Here is a 15818-nt window from a genome sequence, read left to right as displayed (position 1 = left end):
CAGACGAATCTAAACGACACAACCTTCTCGCATGACATGAATCTGCTTATTCCGGATAGGACACACGAGGGCAACCCATGGATCATGAAGCCATCGCCGCCGAAGACGTCGTGCGATCCCGCAGCCGGATCACCCACCGCGCCGCCACCCTCTCCCTGTTAACGCTGGACACGGCCGCGTGGTGCGGAGGATTTCTCGGTGCCGCCTGGACCCGGTACGAGTTCGAGCTGACCGCCGCCCGCAGCGCCCGCACACTCGGCGTCGCACTCGCCTGCGCCGCGCTGTACGGGACCCTCACCCTGCTGCGGTCCCGCCTCTACGGTCGCTATCCGATCGGGAGCGCCGGAGACGCCCGCGGGTTGGCCGGCCGGGTCGCGATCGCCGTCGCCGTCACGCTCGCCGCCGTGCTGCCCTGGAGCGAGCGACCGGTTCCGGCGACCACCCCGGTGGTCGGCGGCGCCGTCGCGCTGGTGCTGATGGCCGCCGGCCGCGGTGTGTGGCGCGCCCACGCCGACCGCCACCAACCGGCCGCGCGGCACGCCGAGCGGTGCCTGGTCTACGGCGTGGACGCGGCCAGCGAACGGCTGGTGCGGGTGCTCCTGCACGACCCGGAGAGCAACTACCGGCCGGTCGGCCTGCTCGACGACGCCCCGGACAGCCGGGGGCTCCGGCTGGAGGGGCTGCGCGTGCTCGGCGGGCGGGAGCAGGTCGGCCCCGTCATCCGCGCCACCCAGGCCCGCACCGTCATCTTCTCGATGAGCTGCTCCGACCCGGGACTGCTGCGCGACGTACGCACCCGCACGCTGGAGGCCGGCGCCGCGTTCAAGGTCCTGCCCCCGGTCCGGGAACTGCTCGACCGGCCGGTCGCCGCCACCGACGTCCGCGACCTCCAGCTCACCGACCTGCTCGGCCGCGCCCATCGGGTGGCCGAACTGACCGTCGAGCGCGGCGGGCTGGCCGGCCGCCGGGTGCTGGTCACCGGCGCGGGCGGCTCGATCGGCTCCGAGCTGTGCCGGCAGATCGCCCGGTGCGAACCGGACGAGCTGATGATGCTCGACCGGGACGAGTCCGCGCTGCACGCGCTGCAGATGTCCCTGCACGGCCGGGCGCTGCTGGACGGCCCCGAACTGATCCTGGCCGACATCCGCGACGCCGAGCGCATCGCCCGGGTGGTCGCCGACCGGCAGCCCGACGTGGTCTTCCACGCCGCCGCGCTGAAGCACCTGACCATGCTCCAGCGGCACCCCGGCGAGGCGATCATGACGAACATCCGGGGCACGCTGAACGTGCTGGAGGCGTGCCGGGACGTCGCCCAGTTCGTGAACATCTCCACCGACAAGGCGGCCAACCCGACAAGCGTCCTCGGCTACTCCAAGCGGATCACCGAGCGGCTCACCGCCCACCAGGCCCAGCAGTTGGACGGCGCCTACCTCAGCGTCCGGTTCGGCAACGTGCTCAGCAGCCGGGGTTCGGTGCTGACCGCGTTCCAGGCGCAGATCCGCGCCGGCCTGCCGATCACCGTCACCCACCCGGACGTGACCCGCTACTTCATGACCGTGCAGGAGGCGGTGCACCTGGTCCTGCAGGCCGCCACGATCGGTCGCGGCGGCGAGGCGCTGGTGCTCGACATGGGCGAGCCGGTCCGCATCGCCGACGTGGCGCGCCGGCTGGCGGCCGAGGCGGACCACCCGGTCGACATCGTCTACACCGGGCTGCGGGCCGGCGAGAAGCTGCACGAGCACCTCTTCGGCGCCGACGAGTCGGACACCCGTCCGCTGCACCCGCTCATCTCCCACGTGCCGGTGCCCCCGCTCGACCCGGACGAGGTGCGCGTGCTGGACCCGTACGCCGACCCGGACGAACTCGTCAAGCGGCTGGCGGCGTTCTGCGAGCCGGTCGGCGCGGTCGTCCCGGCGCTGCCCGGCCAGCGCTGAGCCGCGCACCGGTGCGGGCGCGACGCGGACGCGGCGCCCGCACCGGTCCGACTCGCCGTCGGGCCCCGGCGACGATAGGGTTGACCCCGGTGTGCCGGGAAGCCTGGTCGGCGATGTGATCAGCCGACCCCTCTTCCGAACGGACACCCCGTGCCCCACCATCCTCCCCGCCCCTCCCGCCTGCTGGCCCGCCGGTCCTGGCCGGAGGCCCGCTTCCTGGCCGACGTGCTGCGCACCGAGACGGTCGGCGGCGGACTGCTGCTGCTCGGCGCGGTCCTCGCTCTCGTCTGGGCCAACTCGCCGTGGCGCTCGGCGTACGCGGAGCTGGGCGACTGGGTGCCGTGGCCCGGCGGCACCGCGCTGCACCTCGACCTCAGCCTCGCCACCTGGGCCGCCGACGGGCTGCTGGCGATCTTCTTCTTCGTGGTCGGGCTGGAACTCAAGCGCGAGTTCGTCGCCGGTGACCTGCGCGACCCCCGGCGGGCCGCGTTGCCGGTGGTCGCCGCGGTCGGCGGCATGGTGGTGCCGGCGCTGATCTACCTGGCGGTGACCGCGAGCGCCGGCGGCGCCGGCATGCGCGGCTGGGCGATCCCCACCGCCACCGACATCGCCTTCGCCCTCGCCGTGCTGGCCGTGATCGGCTCGCACCTGCCGCAGGGGCTACGCGCGTTCCTGCTCACCCTCGCGGTGGTCGACGACCTGCTGGCGATCACCGTCATCGCGGTGTTCTACACCGCCGACTTCCACCCGTTGCCGCTGCTCGGCGCGCTGCTGCCGATCGCCGGGTTCGCGTTCCTGGTGCAGCGGCGGCGCACCTGGTGGTGGGCGCTGATCCCGCTCGCGGCGGCCGCCTGGGTGCTGGTGCACGCCTCCGGCGTACACGCCACCGTGGCCGGGGTGCTGCTCGGCTTCACCGTGCCGGTGCTGACCGGCCGCGCCGGCGAGCCCGGGCTGGCCGAGCGGCTGGAGCACCGCTGGCGGCCGATCTCCGCCGGCCTCGCCGTCCCGGTCTTCGCGTTCTTCGCCGCCGGGGTCTCGCTGGTCGACGTCGACCTGGGCGCGGTGGTCCGCGACCCGGTGGTGCTCGGGGTGGCCGGCGGCCTGGTGCTCGGGAAGGTGGTCGGGGTGTTCGGCTCGACGTTCCTGCTCGCCCGGTTCACCCGCGCCGAACTGGACGAGGAGATCACCTGGGCGGACCTGCTCGGCCTGGCGCTGCTGGCCGGCATCGGCTTCACGGTGTCCCTGCTCATCGGCGAGCTGGCGTTCGGTCCGGGCAGCCCGGAGGACGAGCGGGTCAAGGCGGCGGTGCTGGCCGGCTCGCTGATCTCCGCCGGCCTGGCCGCCGTGGTGCTGCTGCGCCGCAACCGGGTCCACCGGCGGATCAGCGAACGGGAGAGCCGCGACGACGACGGCGACGGCATCCCGGACGTCTACCAGGAGCGGCCCGCCTGAGACGGACGAGCGCCGGCCACGGCCCCCCGGCTTCGGGGGCGGCGGCCGGCGCTCGGCGGTCAGCGGCGGCGCTCGGCGCGCTCGTCCTCGGTCTCCTCCAGCGCGTCGGCGTACGGCTCGGTGAGGTCGTCACCCGGCACCGCGACCTGCTCGGCGCGGTCCTGCTCGTCCGCGCGACCGCCGGCCGGCGGCTCCGGGGCCGTGGCGCCCCCGGCGAAGCCGTATTCGTTGGGCTCGTCGTGCCTGCTCATGCGCGGAACCTCCCGGTCGTCCGATTCCTGGTGGCGGGGCCGCAACCCCGCCACCAGGACCCTTACCCATCGGGAGCGCGCCCGATCATCGGGGCGCTCAGGTGAGTTCGGCGATCGCCTCGAAGATCAGCCAGAGGCCGCAGATGGCGAACAGCACGGCCGCGCCGTAGCGGATGGTCCGCTCCGGCAGGCGCCGGCCCAGCATCCGGCCCACCAGGATCGCCAGCGCGTCCGCCGCGACCATGCCCAGCGTCGAGCCGAGCCAGGTGCCGAACCAGCCGTACTTGGTGGCCAGCGTGATGGTCGCGAGCATGGTCTTGTCGCCCAGCTCGGCCAGGAAGAACGCGACGCCGACCGCGACGATCGCCGACTTGGTGCTGCGCTCGGCCTTGCGCTTCTCCTCCTCGGTCAGCTTGTCGCCCCGCAACGTCCAGGCGCCGAAGCCGAGGAACGCCAGACCGGCGACCAGCGAGATCCAGCCCGTGGGCAGGGCCGCGTTGAGGCCGACGCCGATGGCCACCGAGGCCAGGTGGACGATCGCGGTGGCGATGGTGATGCCGATGAGCACCGGCAGCGGGCGGAAACGCGTGGCGAACGTCAGGGCCATGAGCTGGGACTTGTCTCCCAGCTCGGCGACGAAGATGACGCCGAAGCTGATCACCAGCGCGACGAGGAAACCCTCCATGTGAACCTTCCCGATCAAGCCGGGAGGAGAGACAGGGGCGCCCTCGACCCGGCTGCGACAGCCTGAGTCGAAGGTCTCGCCCGCCCCGGGGACCGGGGCCGCGTGGCCGGATGCGGAACGCACCAGTGTGTCGACCACGACATTGGGGGCTACTCCCCTTCGCGCCGACCAGCCTAGCCGATCACCGCCGGACCCGCCCGCCGGGTGTGGCCGGGGCCACCCCGCCTCAGTCGGCGCGGGCCAGGCTCACCCCGAACCGGCCGTCCGGGTCGGTCCAGAACGCCCGGCGGGAGAACCCGGCCCCGGCCAGCTCGGCGGCGATCCCGGCCGGCCGGAACTTGGCCGAGACCTCGGTCCGCAGCTCCTCACCGGCCGCGAACGCGACGTCGAGGTCCAGCGCCGCCACCCGCACCCGGGCCGGACGCGCGGCGCGCAGCCGCATCTCGATCCACTCCCGTTCCGCGTCCCAGACCGCCACGTGGCGGAACGCGTCGACGTCGAAGTCCGCGCCCAGCTCCCGGTTGACCACCCGCAACACGTTGCGGTTGAACTCGGCGGTCACCCCGGCCGCGTCGTCGTAGGCGGGGACGATCACGCCCGGGTCCTTCACCAGGTCGGTGCCGACCAGCAGCCAGTCGCCGGCCTCCAGCGCCGCGCGGGTGGCGGCGAGGAACCCGGCCCGCTCCGCCGGCAGCAGGTTGCCGATCGTGCCGCCGAGGAACGCCACCAGCCGCCGGCCGCCGGTGGGCAGCCGGTCCAGGTGGCGGGTGAAGTCACCCACGATGCCCCGCACCCGCAGCCCCGGGTACGCGGCGGCGATCTGCGCGGTCGAGGCGCGCAGCGCGCTGATCGAGACGTCCAGCGGCACGAAGGTGCCGAGGTCGCCGTGGCGGGTGAACGCGTCCAGCAGCAGCCGGGTCTTCTCCGACGAGCCCGAACCCAGCTCGATCAGCGTCTTCGCCCCGGTCAGCGCCGCGACGTCGTCGGCGTGCGCGGCGAGCACCGCCCGCTCGGCCCGGGTCGGGTAGTACTCCGGCAGGCGGGTGATCTCCTCGAACAGCTCGCTGCCCCGGGCGTCGTAGAACCACTTCGGCGGCAACCACTTCGGCGACGCGGTCAACCCGACCCGTACGTCCTCCCGCAGCGCCCGGTCCAGGTCCTGCTCCTCCAGGTGGATCTCCAGCGGCTCCGCGCTCATCGACTGTCCTCTCTGCTGTGCGGGTGGATCGGATGGGTCAGGCGGTGGTCAGCTCGCGGACGTCCAGCCCGGCGGCGGTGGCCAGCACCAGCCGCCCGTCCGGCACCGGCTGCCAGGCGGGATCGTCGTCGGACGGCTCGGAGGCCAGCAGCACCGAACCGGGACCGCGCCGCACCGACAGCGCGTGCCCGGCCACGCTCGCCGCCACCGTCGTGCCGTCGGTGAGCAGCAGGTTCAGCCGCGAACCGGGCGCGGCGGCGGCGACCCGCGCGACCGTGTCGGCCACCGCCTCCCCGGGCGGCGCGCCGGCGCGCAACCGGTGCCGGACCAGCGCCCAGAGCACCGCCGAGTCGGTCGGCACCTCCAGGGTGAGCAGGTCGCGGACCGGCAGCCCGGCGGCGAGCGGGACCAGGCTGTCCGGCCAGCCGCGGACCACGCCGTTGTGGCTGAACAGCCAGCGCCCCTCGACGAACGGCGCGGCGGCGGTCTCGTGCAGCGGCATGCCCACCGTCGCCGAACGCACGGCGGCCAGCACCGCCGGGGCGGACGTGACCGCGGCCAGCTCGGGCAGCGTGGTGTCGCTCCACATCGGCTGGGCCCGCCGGTAGCGGACCGGGTCCCCGCCGTCGGGATACCAGCCGACCCCGAAGCCGTCGGCGTTGATGGTGCCGCCGCCACGCATGTCGCGCGGCGCCCAGGACTGCCGCAGCAGCCCGTACGGCGGGTCGTGCAGCAGGCTCCGCAGGGTGACCGGTGGACCGAGATAGGCGAGGTGACGGCACATCGGGCCGGTTCACTCCCCGACGTCGCGGGCGCAGCGGAAGCCGCTGAAGATCTGCCGGCGGATCGGGTAGTCCCAGTTGCGGAACGTGCCCCGGCACGCCGACCGGTCGGTGCCGAACGAGCCGCCGCGCAGCACCCGGTGGTCGTCGCCGAAGAAGACCTCCGAGTATTCCCGGTAGGGGAACGCGGTGAAGCCCGGATGCCCGCGGAACGTGTCGGCGGTCCACTCCCACACGTCGCCGATCAACTGGTGCACACCCAGCGGCGAGGCGCCGGCCGGGTACGCGCCCACCGGCGCCGGCCACAAGTGGCGCTGCCCCAGGTTGGCGTGCGCGTCGGTCGGGTCCTCGTCGCCCCACGGGTAGCGGCGGGACCGGCCGGTCGCCGGGTCCCAACGGGCCGCCTTCTCCCACTCCGCCTCGGTGGGCAGCCGCTTGCCGGCCCACGCCGCGTACGCCTGCGCCTCGTACCAGCAGACGTGCACCACCGGCTCGTCGTCGCGCACCGGCGACCAGCGGCCGAACCGCCGGTACGCCCAGCCGTCACCGTCGCGCCGCCAGTGCAGCGGCGCGCTCAGCCCGGCCTCGACCCGGTGCCGCCAACCGGCCTCGCTCCACAGCCGGGACCGCTCGTAGCCGCCGTCGGCGATGAAGGCCCGGTAGTCGCCGTTGGTCACCGGGGCGGCGTCGATCAGATAGGCGGGCAGGTCCACGGTGTGCGCCGGGCGTTCGTTGTCCAGCGCCCACGGGTCGGTGGAGGTGCCCATGGTGAACGGCCCGGCGGGCACCCGCACCTCGCCGGCGACCGCGGCGGCGGGCTCGGGCGGCGGCGGGGCGGCCAGCACCGGCTCACCGGCGCGCAACTGGTGAGTGGCGAGCATGGTCTCGTCGTGCTGCTGCTCGTGCTGCACGATCATGCCGAACGCGAAGCCGTCGTGCACCAGCCGACGCTCGGTGAAGCGGATGCCGTCCAGCAGGTCGTACACCTTGTCCCGCACGGTGTGCACGTACGCGCGGGCCTCGGCCGGCGGCAGCAGCGGCAGCGACGGCCGGTCCCTGCGGGGCTGCTTGAACGCGTCGTAGAGGTCGTCGATGTCGCGGCGGACCGGCTCCCGCCCGCCGACGTCGCGCACCAGCCACAACTCCTCCTGGTTGCCGACGTGCGCCAGGTCCCAGACCAGCGGCGACATCAGGGTGGAGTGCTGCCGGACCAGGTCGGTGTCGTCGACCGCGTCGGTCAGTGACGCGGTGCGGGCGCGGGTGCGCTCCAGCTCCGCCGCGATCCGGGCGCGTAGCCGCTCGGCGTCCGTACCCGGCTGCTCGGTGGTGGTCACCGGTGTCCCCTCTCCGCGGCGGCGCGGCGCCGCCGGATCGATCGGTGGATCTCGTCGTGGGTGCCGGCCGGCAGGTCCAGCGCGGGCAGGGCGGCCAGCGCCAGGTCGAACAGGGCCGCCGCGGCGGTCGCCAGCGGACGCTCGGCCAGCCCGCGCCGGGCCGCCGCGTGCCAGCGGTCGGCGACCGGAGCGGCGGCGTCAAGCGCGTCGCGGGTGGTCGACGGGTCGGCGAAGAGCGCGGCCAGCACCGCCACCGGCACGGTCCACTCCCCGCCCGGCTGGGCGTCCAGGTAGCGCAGTTCCAGGTAGCCGCGCGGGCGGACCGGTGGGAAGAGCGTACTGACGTGGTAGTCCAGGTCGTCGCTGGTGGGCGGGCGGGGCAGAGCCCCGGCCAGCCAGTCGGCGAACGTCACGCCCTCCGGCGGCGTCCAGTCGGGGCCGTCGCCGCGTACGCAGAGCAGCGGCGCGGCGAGCGCGTAGCCGGTCCAGGCGGTCACCGGGTCGTGGTCGGCGCCGGCCGGCGACCACACCGGGCGGGTGCGGGCCGGGTCGATCGCCAGCCAGGCGGCCATCCGGGCGGACGCCCAACCGGTGGGCCGGCCGGCGTGCCGGTCGGCGGTGGCGAACGCGGCGAGCAGCGGTGGCCCGACGGCGTGCGCGGCGGCCCACCGGTGCGCCAGCCGGTCCGGCTCGCCGGCGTCCAGGCAGACCTGGAGCCCGGCGGTGCTGTACATCATGGCCCGTCCGGCCGGGCCCCGCCGGTCGAAGACGCGGCGCATGGCCCGGTAGCGCGGGGTGTCGACGACCGGCCGCGGCGCGCGCCACGGGTCCATCCCGGTGCCGCCCAGGGCGAGGCCGGCGGCGTCCAGCAGGGTCCGCAGCTCGTCGACGTCGGCCTCGGTGGCCAGGACGAGCGCGCCGACCGACGGTCGCGGTGGGGCGGAGATCTCCACCTGCCCGCCGGGCTCCACGGTCACGGCGCCGCCGTGCCGGAGCTCGTCGGCCGGGCTGGTGGGGTCGAGGGTGACCGGGCTGTGCCGGCCCAACGCCTCGCGCAGTCGCTCGCGGTCGACCGGTCGGGTCGGGTCCGCGGCGTCGTGCAGGGTCCATTCCAGTTCGACGCCGGTGAGCCTCGGTGGGCCGGTCTTGAAGCAGATGCGGGCCAGGTGCCCGCGGGCGGCGGCCTCGTCCCCCAGGACGGTGGCCCGGTCCAGCTCCGGCGACATCACCACGTGACGGCTCCTCTCGCCCAGACGGGCGACCACGGCGTCGCCCACGACCCGGCCGGGACGGCCCGGGTCCGCGCGTCCCACCATCCTCTGTCTAGCAGACGGAATTCGCGCGCCCGGAGAGATGAATTTTTGTCCGGAATCTGGTGGCGCCGGACGGCTCAGTCGTCGGTCTCGTCGCCGGGTCCGGGCTTGCGCGCCTCGTCGCCCGGCGACTTCTTCGGCTTCGGGTCGTGCGGGGTCGGCGCCGCCGGCGTCGGATCCGTCCCCCGGCAGTAGTCCTCCACCTTCTCGGCGCCCCCGGCGGCGGCCACCAGGTCGGCGAAGCCCGGCGTGGTCAGGGCCTTGGCCCGTTGCCGTTCCGGCTTGGCCAGGTAGGCGCGGCACTGGCCGGCGAGCTTGCCGTCGACCGGCGGCGGGGCCGGACGCCCCCCGGGCGGCGGGGCGGACGTCGGCGGGGAGGTCGACGGCGGGGTCGGCGACGGCGCCGCGCCGGACGCCTGGCCGCCCGGGCCGCTGGGCGCCGGGCGCGACGGTCCGGCGCCGGTCGGGCCGGTGCCGGCGGTGGTGGACACCGGTGGGACCACCGGCTCCGGGTTCCGGTCCAGCCGCACGGCGGCGAACGCCACCCCGGCGACCGCGGTGGCGGCGAGGCCGGAGAACGCGGCGGCGAGTCGCAGGCGGCGGCGCGGGACGCGGGCGGGTGCCGGCGCGGGAGCCGCGCGGGCGGCCCGGAAGGCGGCCAGCGCCCGCTCCTCACCGTCGAGATCGTGCCCGGTGGGCGGCGCCGCCGCGGCGGCGAGCAGCCGGGTCAGCGCGTCGGCGCCGGCCGGCGGGGCGGCGCGCGCGGCGTCCAGGCGCCGGTCGGACTCGGCCCGGTCGGCGGGCCCGGGAGAGTTCATGCCGTTTCCCCTCACGTCAGCCCTCCGCCGGCTCGGCCTCGGGCGCGTGCGGCGCCGGGCGGTCGGTGCGGGGCCGGGGCGGCACGCCGTCGCGGGTCTCCGGCCCGACCGCGCCCGGCGCGTGCTCGGTGGCGGCGCCCGGCGCACCCTCCGCGGCGCGTTCCAGCATCGCCGCCAGCCGGCGCAGCCCGCGGTGCGCCGCGGTGCGCACCGCGCCGGCTCGCCGGCCCAGCACCCGCCCGGCGGTCTCCGCGTCGAGGCCGATGACGGCCCGCAGCATCACCGCCTCGGCCTCGGCCGGTGGCAGCGTGCGGATCAGCGCCAGCGCGCTCTCGGTGCCGATGGCCTCACCGGCGCGGTCGGCGGTGTCGGTGTCCGCCGCCAGGTCGGTGAGAGCCTGCACGGGCACCGGGACCACCGGCCGCCGCCGTTGCCGGCGGAGGTGGTCCATGGCCCGGTTCCGGGCGATGGTGACCGACCAGGCGCGGAACTCGCCGCCGGTGAACGAGGGCAGGTCCCGGGATATCTGCAGCCAGGTCTCCGAGGCCACGTCCTCGGCGTCGCCGCCCACCAGCGCGGTCAGGTAGCGCAACAGGGCCGGTTGCAGGCTGCGGTAGAGGAACCGGAACGCCTCCTCGTCACCGGCCTGCGCCGCGGCGACCGCCTCGTTCAGATCCCCGGTCACGGTCGCCGCCCGCGGCGGGCCGAGGTCTCGGGCCGTCGGTCCGCCGACGCGGGAGACCACACCGCCATCCGCATCCCGGCCCCCCGCTGAGCTGATCGGCGCCGGCCCGACGGGACCGGCGCGCCAATGGACATCGCCGCCGGCACGGCCGGGGCGGGACATACCGTACCGGCGTGGTGGGACGACCGGGAGCCCGGCCGACCGGCGAGGGGTGAACAGACGGTCGACAGGGCACGGACCGGCGGAAAAGCGAGAGAAATATCTACCCGCGCTCTCGGCGTGTCGGTGTAACGAAGGACACCACGCGGGCGCTTCAACCCGTCACAAGCGGGGTGGATCTCCGCCGACGAAGCGGACATCCGCCGGGACGCCGGCATTATCTGGCCCATCGTACCCGGCCGGTTACGGTCAGCCCACCGGCCGCCCGGCCCTCGGCCGTTCGGCCGAGCGGCCCGCAACCGCTCGCCGGTCGCGACCGGAGAGATCGCCGGAAATACTTCCGGACCGCTGTGGGTACGGTATGGGGATGCTCACCTCCGACGTCGTACTCAGCGGTCGGTACCGCCTGGAAGACCGTGTCGCCACCGGCGGCATGGGCGACGTCTGGCGTGCCAAGGACCTGGTGCTCGGCCGTCAGGTGGCGGTGAAGGTGCTCCTGCCCGCGCTGGTCTCCGACCCCGACTTCATCGCCCGGTTCCGCTCCGAGGCACGGATCATGGCCTCGCTGCGCCACCCCGGCGTGGTCCAGGTCTTCGACTGCGGCGAGGACGACCTGCCCGACGGCAGCCACGCCGACTACCTGGTCATGGAGTTCGTCGACGGGGAACCGCTGTCCCGGCGGATCGAGGAGGCCGGGCAGCTCGAGGTCGCCGAGACCATGTCGATCGTGGCCCAGACCGCGCAGGCGCTGCACGGGGCGCACGGCCGGGGCATCGTCCACCGCGACGTGAAGCCGAGCAACCTGCTCGTGCAGGACGACGGCACCGTGGTCCTGGTCGACTTCGGGGTCGCCCGCTCGACCAACGTCACCAGCATCACCAGCACGAACGCGGTGCCCGGCACCGCCCTCTACATGGCACCCGAGCAGGCCGCCGGCCGGCCGGTCTCGGGCGCCACCGACGTGTACGCGCTCGGCGCGGTCGCCTACTGCTGCCTCACCGGCAGCCCGCCGTTCACCGGCGACAACCCGCTCCAGGTCGCCGTGCGTCATCTCGACGACGAGCCGCCGGAGCTGCCGGCGGAGATCCCCGCCCCGGTCCGTGAGCTGGTGGCCCGGGCCCTGGCCAAGGACCCGGCCGACCGCTACCCGAGCGCCGCGGCGATGGCCGACGCCGCCCGGGCGGCGCGCTCCGTGTCGCCCACCGCCACGGTGCCCGCGGCGCTGCGCGGCGCGGCCGCTCCGGCGCCGACCCGCGGCGACCAGCCGGTGGTGCGGTCGGCGGCCGCCGCCCCGGCCCCCCGTCGTCGGGGTCGACGCGGCGCGCTGGTCGGCGCGCTGGGCGCGGTGCTGGTGGCGATGACCGCGCTGGGCGCGATGCTGGCCGCGGCCAAGGACGCCGAGGCGCCCGCCACCCAGATCGACTCCACCAAGCCGGCGGTGGCGCCGAGCAACTCGGTCGCCGACACCGCGGTCACCGGCGAGCCGCCGACCAGCGTCGACGACAACAACTGGCGTCCGGCCGGGTCGAGCGGCCGGCCCTCGGCCTCGACCTCGGTGTCGCCGAGCACCTCGCCGAGCGGATCGGTGCAGCCGAGCCCGTCCCGCACCCCGTCCACCGCGCCGAGCGCGCCGAGCAGCGCGCCGACGACCACCTCGGCCCCGGCCCAGACCACCGCGCCGACCGAGACCACCACGACCACGACGCCCCCGGCCGGCGGCGACGGTGGCGGCGACACCGGAGGCCAGCCGGTCTCCCGGCCCTGATCGCGCCCGGCCCGGTCCCGCTTCGCGCGGGACCGGGCCGGACCCGGGTCAGTCCGCGCCGAGCGACGCCACCACCGGCCGGGCCAGCGCGCGCCGCGCCGGCAGGATCGAGGCGAGCAGCGCGGCGAGCACCGTCACCCCGACGATCAGACCGAGCCGCCCCCAGGGCAGCACCAGCGTGAACTCGCCGCCGACGCGGGCGACCACCGCCATCGCGCCGGCCGCGACCCCGATGCCCAGGGCGACGCCGATCAGCGTGCCGACCAGCGCGGTGAGCACCGCCTCGACCGCGAGCACCGCCCGCATCCCGGCCCGGCTCAGGCCGACCGCGCGCAGCACCGCGTTCTCCCGGGTGCGTTCCACCACCGACAGGCTGAGCGTGTTGGCGACCCCCACCAGCGAGATGACCACGGCCAGGCCGAGCAGCGCCGTGACGAAGCCCAGCACCAGGTCGACGGTGCCGGTGAGCATCCTCTTGTAGGCGGCCTGGTCCAGCAGGTTGACCGTGGGATAGCGGACGATCACCGACTCGACCGCGACCCGGGCGGCGTCCGCGCTCACCCCGTCGGCCGGGTCCACCTCGGCCAGGTGGCCGCGCTCGGCGGGAAAGAGCCGGCCGAAGTCGGCGTCCGCCATCTCCACCACGAACCCCGGCGGCACCCGGCCGCCGCCCAGGGCAGGCCGGTCGTCGGCCACCACGGCCGCGACCCGGAACGGCCGGCCGGCGACGGTCACCGCGTCGCCCACGGTCCAGCCCCGGGCGGCGGCCAGCTCACGGTGCACCAGCACCCCGCCCGACCCCAGCGCTCCCGGGTCGCCGGCGTCCACCCCGGACAGCGTGCGCCCGACCAGCGCCGGATGCGCGGCGCGCACCTCGACGCCGCCGGTCACCCGGCTGCGCTGCTCGTGCACCACGCCCAGCTCGGGACGGGCGGCCAGCTCCGCGGCGAGCGGCGCGGGCAGGTCCCCGCCGATGCCGGTGACCAGGAAGTCCACCCCCACCTTCGCGTCCACCGTGCGCTCGATGCCGGCCTTGACGCTGCCCGCGCCGACCACGAACGACGAGACCAGCCCGATCCCGATCACCATGGCCGTGGCGGTGGCCGCGACGCGGCGCGGATTGCGTACCGCGTTCGCCACCGCCAGCGCGGCCGGGGCGCCGAACAGCGCACGGGCCGGCGCGCCGAGCACCCGGACCAGCGCCGGCACCAGCACCGGACCGAACGCCACCACCCCGCCGAAGGCGAGCAGCCCGCCGGCCGCCACCAGCGGCACCTGGCCGGTGGCGCCGGCCCCCCACAACGACGCCGCCCCGGCGGCGAGGGCCAGCGCGCCGACGGCGAGCCGGACCCGTCCGGCCGGGCGGACGGGACGCGTCGCCGCGTCGGTCAACGCGGCCACCGGCGCGATCCGGGTGCCCTGCCAGGCCGGCAGCGCGGCGGCGCCCACGGTGAGCACCGTGCCCAACGCGAGCGAGAGCAGCACGGTCCGGACGGTCACCGTCACCCCGCCCGCGGCCGGCGCCCCGACGCCACCCAGCAGCGCGCCGAGCGCGGCGGCCAGCGCCGTCCCCACCAGCACGCCGACCGCGGAGGCGGCCAGGCCGGTCAGCGCCGCCTCGACCAGGGTGGCCCGATGGATCTGGCCGCGGGTCGCCCCGACCAGCCGCAGCAGCGCGGTGCGCCGGGACCGCTGGGCCAGCACGATGGCGAAGGTGTTGGCGATGACGAAGCCGGCCACCACCACCGCCACCGCGGCGAACGTGCCCAGCATCAGCTCGAACTGCCGCAGGTCACGCACCGCGTCGGCGACCGCCGCGTCGAGGATGGCGGCCCGGTCGCGCACCGTGACGCCCGGCCCCACGACGGCCCGTACCCGCTCGGCGAGCGCCGCGCCGTCCACGCCTGGCCGCGCCGCCACCATGATCCGCCCGTACCCGCGCTCGCCGCTGACGGCGAGGGCGTCCGCGCCGGCCAGGCCGATGAACGGCCCGCCGACGTCGCGGGCGGTGCCGGCCACGTCGACGGCGCCCACCAGCGTGTACGACCGGGCCGCGTCGGCGGCGCCTCCGACCGACACCGGGCGCCCGACGGCGAAGCGCTGCTCGGCGACGGTCCGCTCGTCCAGCACCACCTCGCCCGGGCGCTGCGGGAGCCGTCCGGCGACCACGTCGTAGGACTGCAGGGCCTCGTCGGTGGGGATCGCGGCGAGGACCGCGTACCCGAGCACGGGCCGGCCGTCAGCGCCGACCACGCCGGCGGAGCCGGTCAGCTCCCCGGCGGCGGCGGCCACCCCGTCGGTCGCGCGCACCCGGTCGACCAGCGTCGGCGACAGGGGCGTGGCACCGGCGTACGCGGCCAGGTCGGTGTGCCTGTCGAACGTGCCGGCCCGCTCGTACGCGCCGGCCCGCATGCCGTCGGTGAACATCAGGGTGCCGGCGACGAACGCGACGCCGAGCACGATCGCCAGCGAGGAGAGCAGCAGGCGCAGGCCGTCGGCGCGGATCTGGCGCAGGGTCAGGCGCAGCATCCCGGTCACCGCCGCGTTCCGGCCGCGGCCGGGTCGAGCCGGCCGAGCACGTCGCGGACCTGGCCGGTGGTCGGCCGGTGCACCTCGTCGACCAGCCGGCCGTCGGCCAGGAAGACCACCCGGTCGGCGTACGCGGCGGCCACCGGATCGTGGGTGACCATGACGACGGTCCGGCCGAGGGTGTCCACCGCCTCGCGCAGCAGCCGCAGCACCTCCGCGCCGGCGTGGGAGTCGAGGTTGCCGGTCGGCTCGTCGGCGAAGACCACCCAGGGGCGGGTGACCAGCGCGCGGGCCACCGCGACCCGCTGCTGCTGGCCGCCGCTCAGCTCGGCCGGCCGGTGACCGAGGCGGTCGGTCAGCCCGACGCCGGCCACCACCTGCCGCAGCCAGGCCGGGTCGGGCCGCCGGCCGGCGATGGCCAGCGGGAGGACGATGTTCTCCTCGGCGGTCAGGGTGGGCAGCAGGTTGAACTTCTGGAAGACGAAGCCGATCCGGTCCCGGCGCAGCCGGGTGAGCCGGCGGTCGTCCAGCCCGGCCAGGTCCGCCTCGCCGATGCGCACCGCGCCGGCCGACGGCCGGTCGAGACCGGCGAGGCAGTGCAGCAGGGTGGACTTGCCGGAGCCGGACGGGCCCATGACGGCGGTGAACCGGGCGGCGGCCAGGTCGAGGTCGACGCCGTCGAGGGCGACGACGCGCGACTGCCCGACGCCGTACTCCCGGCGCAGGTCGCGGGCGGCGAGGGCGACGCCGGTGGTCGGGGTGGCGGACACTGTGGAGCTCCCGTCGGAGGTGGTCTGGTGACCCTTCCGACGCTATGGCCGGCACCCGGCCGCGGGTCTCCACCTGCGCGCTCGACGTGGGTACTCCCCCGGTCGTCCCCCACCGGGCGGACCCGTACGACCTGCGGCGTACG

Annotated in this window: 13 protein-coding genes; 3 read left to right on the top strand and 10 right to left on the bottom strand. The window is 75.9% G+C overall.

All coding sequences use genetic code 11. From position 1 onward, the window contains the following. Nucleotides 1-77 precede the first annotated feature (77 nt). Both H1D33_RS08265 and nhaA read left to right on the top strand, forming a co-directional pair. Entirely contained in the window at nt 78-1934 is a 1857-nt protein-coding gene (locus H1D33_RS08265; RefSeq protein WP_181568632.1) for a polysaccharide biosynthesis protein, read from the top strand. A gap of 150 nt (nt 1935-2084) precedes the next feature. After that, nucleotides 2085-3386, top strand: a complete 1302-nt coding sequence (gene nhaA, locus H1D33_RS08260) for a Na+/H+ antiporter NhaA (protein WP_181568633.1) — start codon at nt 2085-2087, stop codon at nt 3384-3386. A gap of 59 nt (nt 3387-3445) precedes the next feature. On the opposite strand, the gene H1D33_RS08255 is transcribed toward nhaA, so the two are convergent. The 8 genes from H1D33_RS08255 to H1D33_RS08220 all read right to left on the bottom strand — a co-directional run bounded on the left by H1D33_RS08255 (nt 3446) and on the right by H1D33_RS08220 (nt 10452). Then, a complete protein-coding gene (locus H1D33_RS08255) occupies nt 3446-3637 on the bottom strand; it encodes a hypothetical protein (RefSeq protein WP_181568634.1) in 192 nt (63 codons plus the stop codon). A gap of 97 nt (nt 3638-3734) precedes the next feature. Next, nucleotides 3735-4322, bottom strand: a complete 588-nt coding sequence (locus tag H1D33_RS08250) for a TMEM165/GDT1 family protein (protein WP_181568635.1) — start codon at nt 4320-4322, stop codon at nt 3735-3737. Between the two features lie 226 nt (nt 4323-4548). Further along, a complete protein-coding gene (gene egtD, locus H1D33_RS08245) occupies nt 4549-5520 on the bottom strand; it encodes an L-histidine N(alpha)-methyltransferase (RefSeq protein ID WP_181568636.1) in 972 nt (323 codons plus the stop codon). Nucleotides 5521-5557: 37 nt separating this feature from the next. Beyond that, nucleotides 5558-6304, bottom strand: coding sequence for an ergothioneine biosynthesis protein EgtC (gene egtC, locus H1D33_RS08240; RefSeq protein ID WP_181568637.1), 747 nt, complete (start codon nt 6302-6304; stop codon nt 5558-5560). 9 nt (nt 6305-6313) lie between these two features. Further along, nucleotides 6314-7636, bottom strand: coding sequence for an ergothioneine biosynthesis protein EgtB (egtB, locus tag H1D33_RS08235; protein ID WP_181568638.1), 1323 nt, complete (start codon nt 7634-7636; stop codon nt 6314-6316). Further along, entirely contained in the window at nt 7633-8868 is a 1236-nt protein-coding gene (gene egtA / locus H1D33_RS08230; protein ID WP_181568639.1) for an ergothioneine biosynthesis glutamate--cysteine ligase EgtA, read from the bottom strand. Before egtA ends, egtB begins: the two co-directional genes overlap by 4 nt. Nucleotides 8869-9026: 158 nt before the next feature. Beyond that, a complete protein-coding gene (locus tag H1D33_RS08225) occupies nt 9027-9767 on the bottom strand; it encodes a hypothetical protein (RefSeq protein ID WP_246411539.1) in 741 nt (246 codons plus the stop codon). A 16-nt stretch (nt 9768-9783) separates the two neighbouring features. After that, nucleotides 9784-10452: an RNA polymerase sigma factor gene (locus H1D33_RS08220; RefSeq protein WP_181568640.1), complete on the bottom strand. Its 669-nt coding sequence runs from the start codon at nt 10450-10452 to the stop codon at nt 9784-9786. A 526-nt stretch (nt 10453-10978) separates the two neighbouring features. On the opposite strand from H1D33_RS08220, the gene H1D33_RS08215 reads away from it, so the two are divergent. Next, on the top strand, nt 10979-12376 hold the full coding sequence (locus tag H1D33_RS08215) for a serine/threonine-protein kinase (protein WP_181568641.1): 1398 nt from the start codon (nt 10979-10981) through the stop codon (nt 12374-12376). A 48-nt stretch (nt 12377-12424) separates the two neighbouring features. Here H1D33_RS08215 and H1D33_RS08210 read toward each other — a convergent pair whose 3' ends face one another. Next, a complete protein-coding gene (locus H1D33_RS08210) occupies nt 12425-14905 on the bottom strand; it encodes an ABC transporter permease (protein ID WP_181568642.1) in 2481 nt (826 codons plus the stop codon). A 5-nt stretch (nt 14906-14910) separates the two neighbouring features. Further along, nucleotides 14911-15675 carry an ABC transporter ATP-binding protein gene (locus H1D33_RS08205; protein ID WP_181568643.1) on the bottom strand — a complete coding sequence of 255 codons (765 nt, stop codon included), beginning with the start codon at nt 15673-15675 and terminating at the stop codon, nt 14911-14913. Nucleotides 15676-15818 lie beyond the last annotated feature (143 nt).

It is taken from the genome of Micromonospora ferruginea, assembly GCF_013694245.2.
Taxonomy (GTDB): domain Bacteria; phylum Actinomycetota; class Actinomycetes; order Mycobacteriales; family Micromonosporaceae; genus Micromonospora; species Micromonospora robiginosa.
The sequence above is the reverse complement of the archived record's forward strand: the minus strand, read 5'-3'. Positions and strand labels throughout refer to the sequence as shown.

What these genes read in the sequence shown, in the direction of transcription:
- H1D33_RS08265 (WP_181568632.1), top strand. Translation starts at nt 78, where the DNA reads ATGGATCATGAAGCCATCGCCGCCGAAGACGTCGTGCGATCCCGCAGC.
- H1D33_RS08255 (WP_181568634.1), bottom strand. Translation starts at nt 3,637, where the DNA reads ATGAGCAGGCACGACGAGCCCAACGAATACGGCTTCGCCGGGGGCGCC.
- H1D33_RS08250 (WP_181568635.1), bottom strand. Translation starts at nt 4,322, where the DNA reads ATGGAGGGTTTCCTCGTCGCGCTGGTGATCAGCTTCGGCGTCATCTTC.
- egtD (WP_181568636.1), bottom strand. Translation starts at nt 5,520, where the DNA reads ATGAGCGCGGAGCCGCTGGAGATCCACCTGGAGGAGCAGGACCTGGAC.
- egtC (WP_181568637.1), bottom strand. Translation starts at nt 6,304, where the DNA reads ATGTGCCGTCACCTCGCCTATCTCGGTCCACCGGTCACCCTGCGGAGC.
- H1D33_RS08225 (WP_246411539.1), bottom strand. Translation starts at nt 9,767, where the DNA reads ATGAACTCTCCCGGGCCCGCCGACCGGGCCGAGTCCGACCGGCGCCTG.
- H1D33_RS08215 (WP_181568641.1), top strand. Translation starts at nt 10,979, where the DNA reads ATGCTCACCTCCGACGTCGTACTCAGCGGTCGGTACCGCCTGGAAGAC.
- H1D33_RS08210 (WP_181568642.1), bottom strand. Translation starts at nt 14,905, where the DNA reads ATGCTGCGCCTGACCCTGCGCCAGATCCGCGCCGACGGCCTGCGCCTG.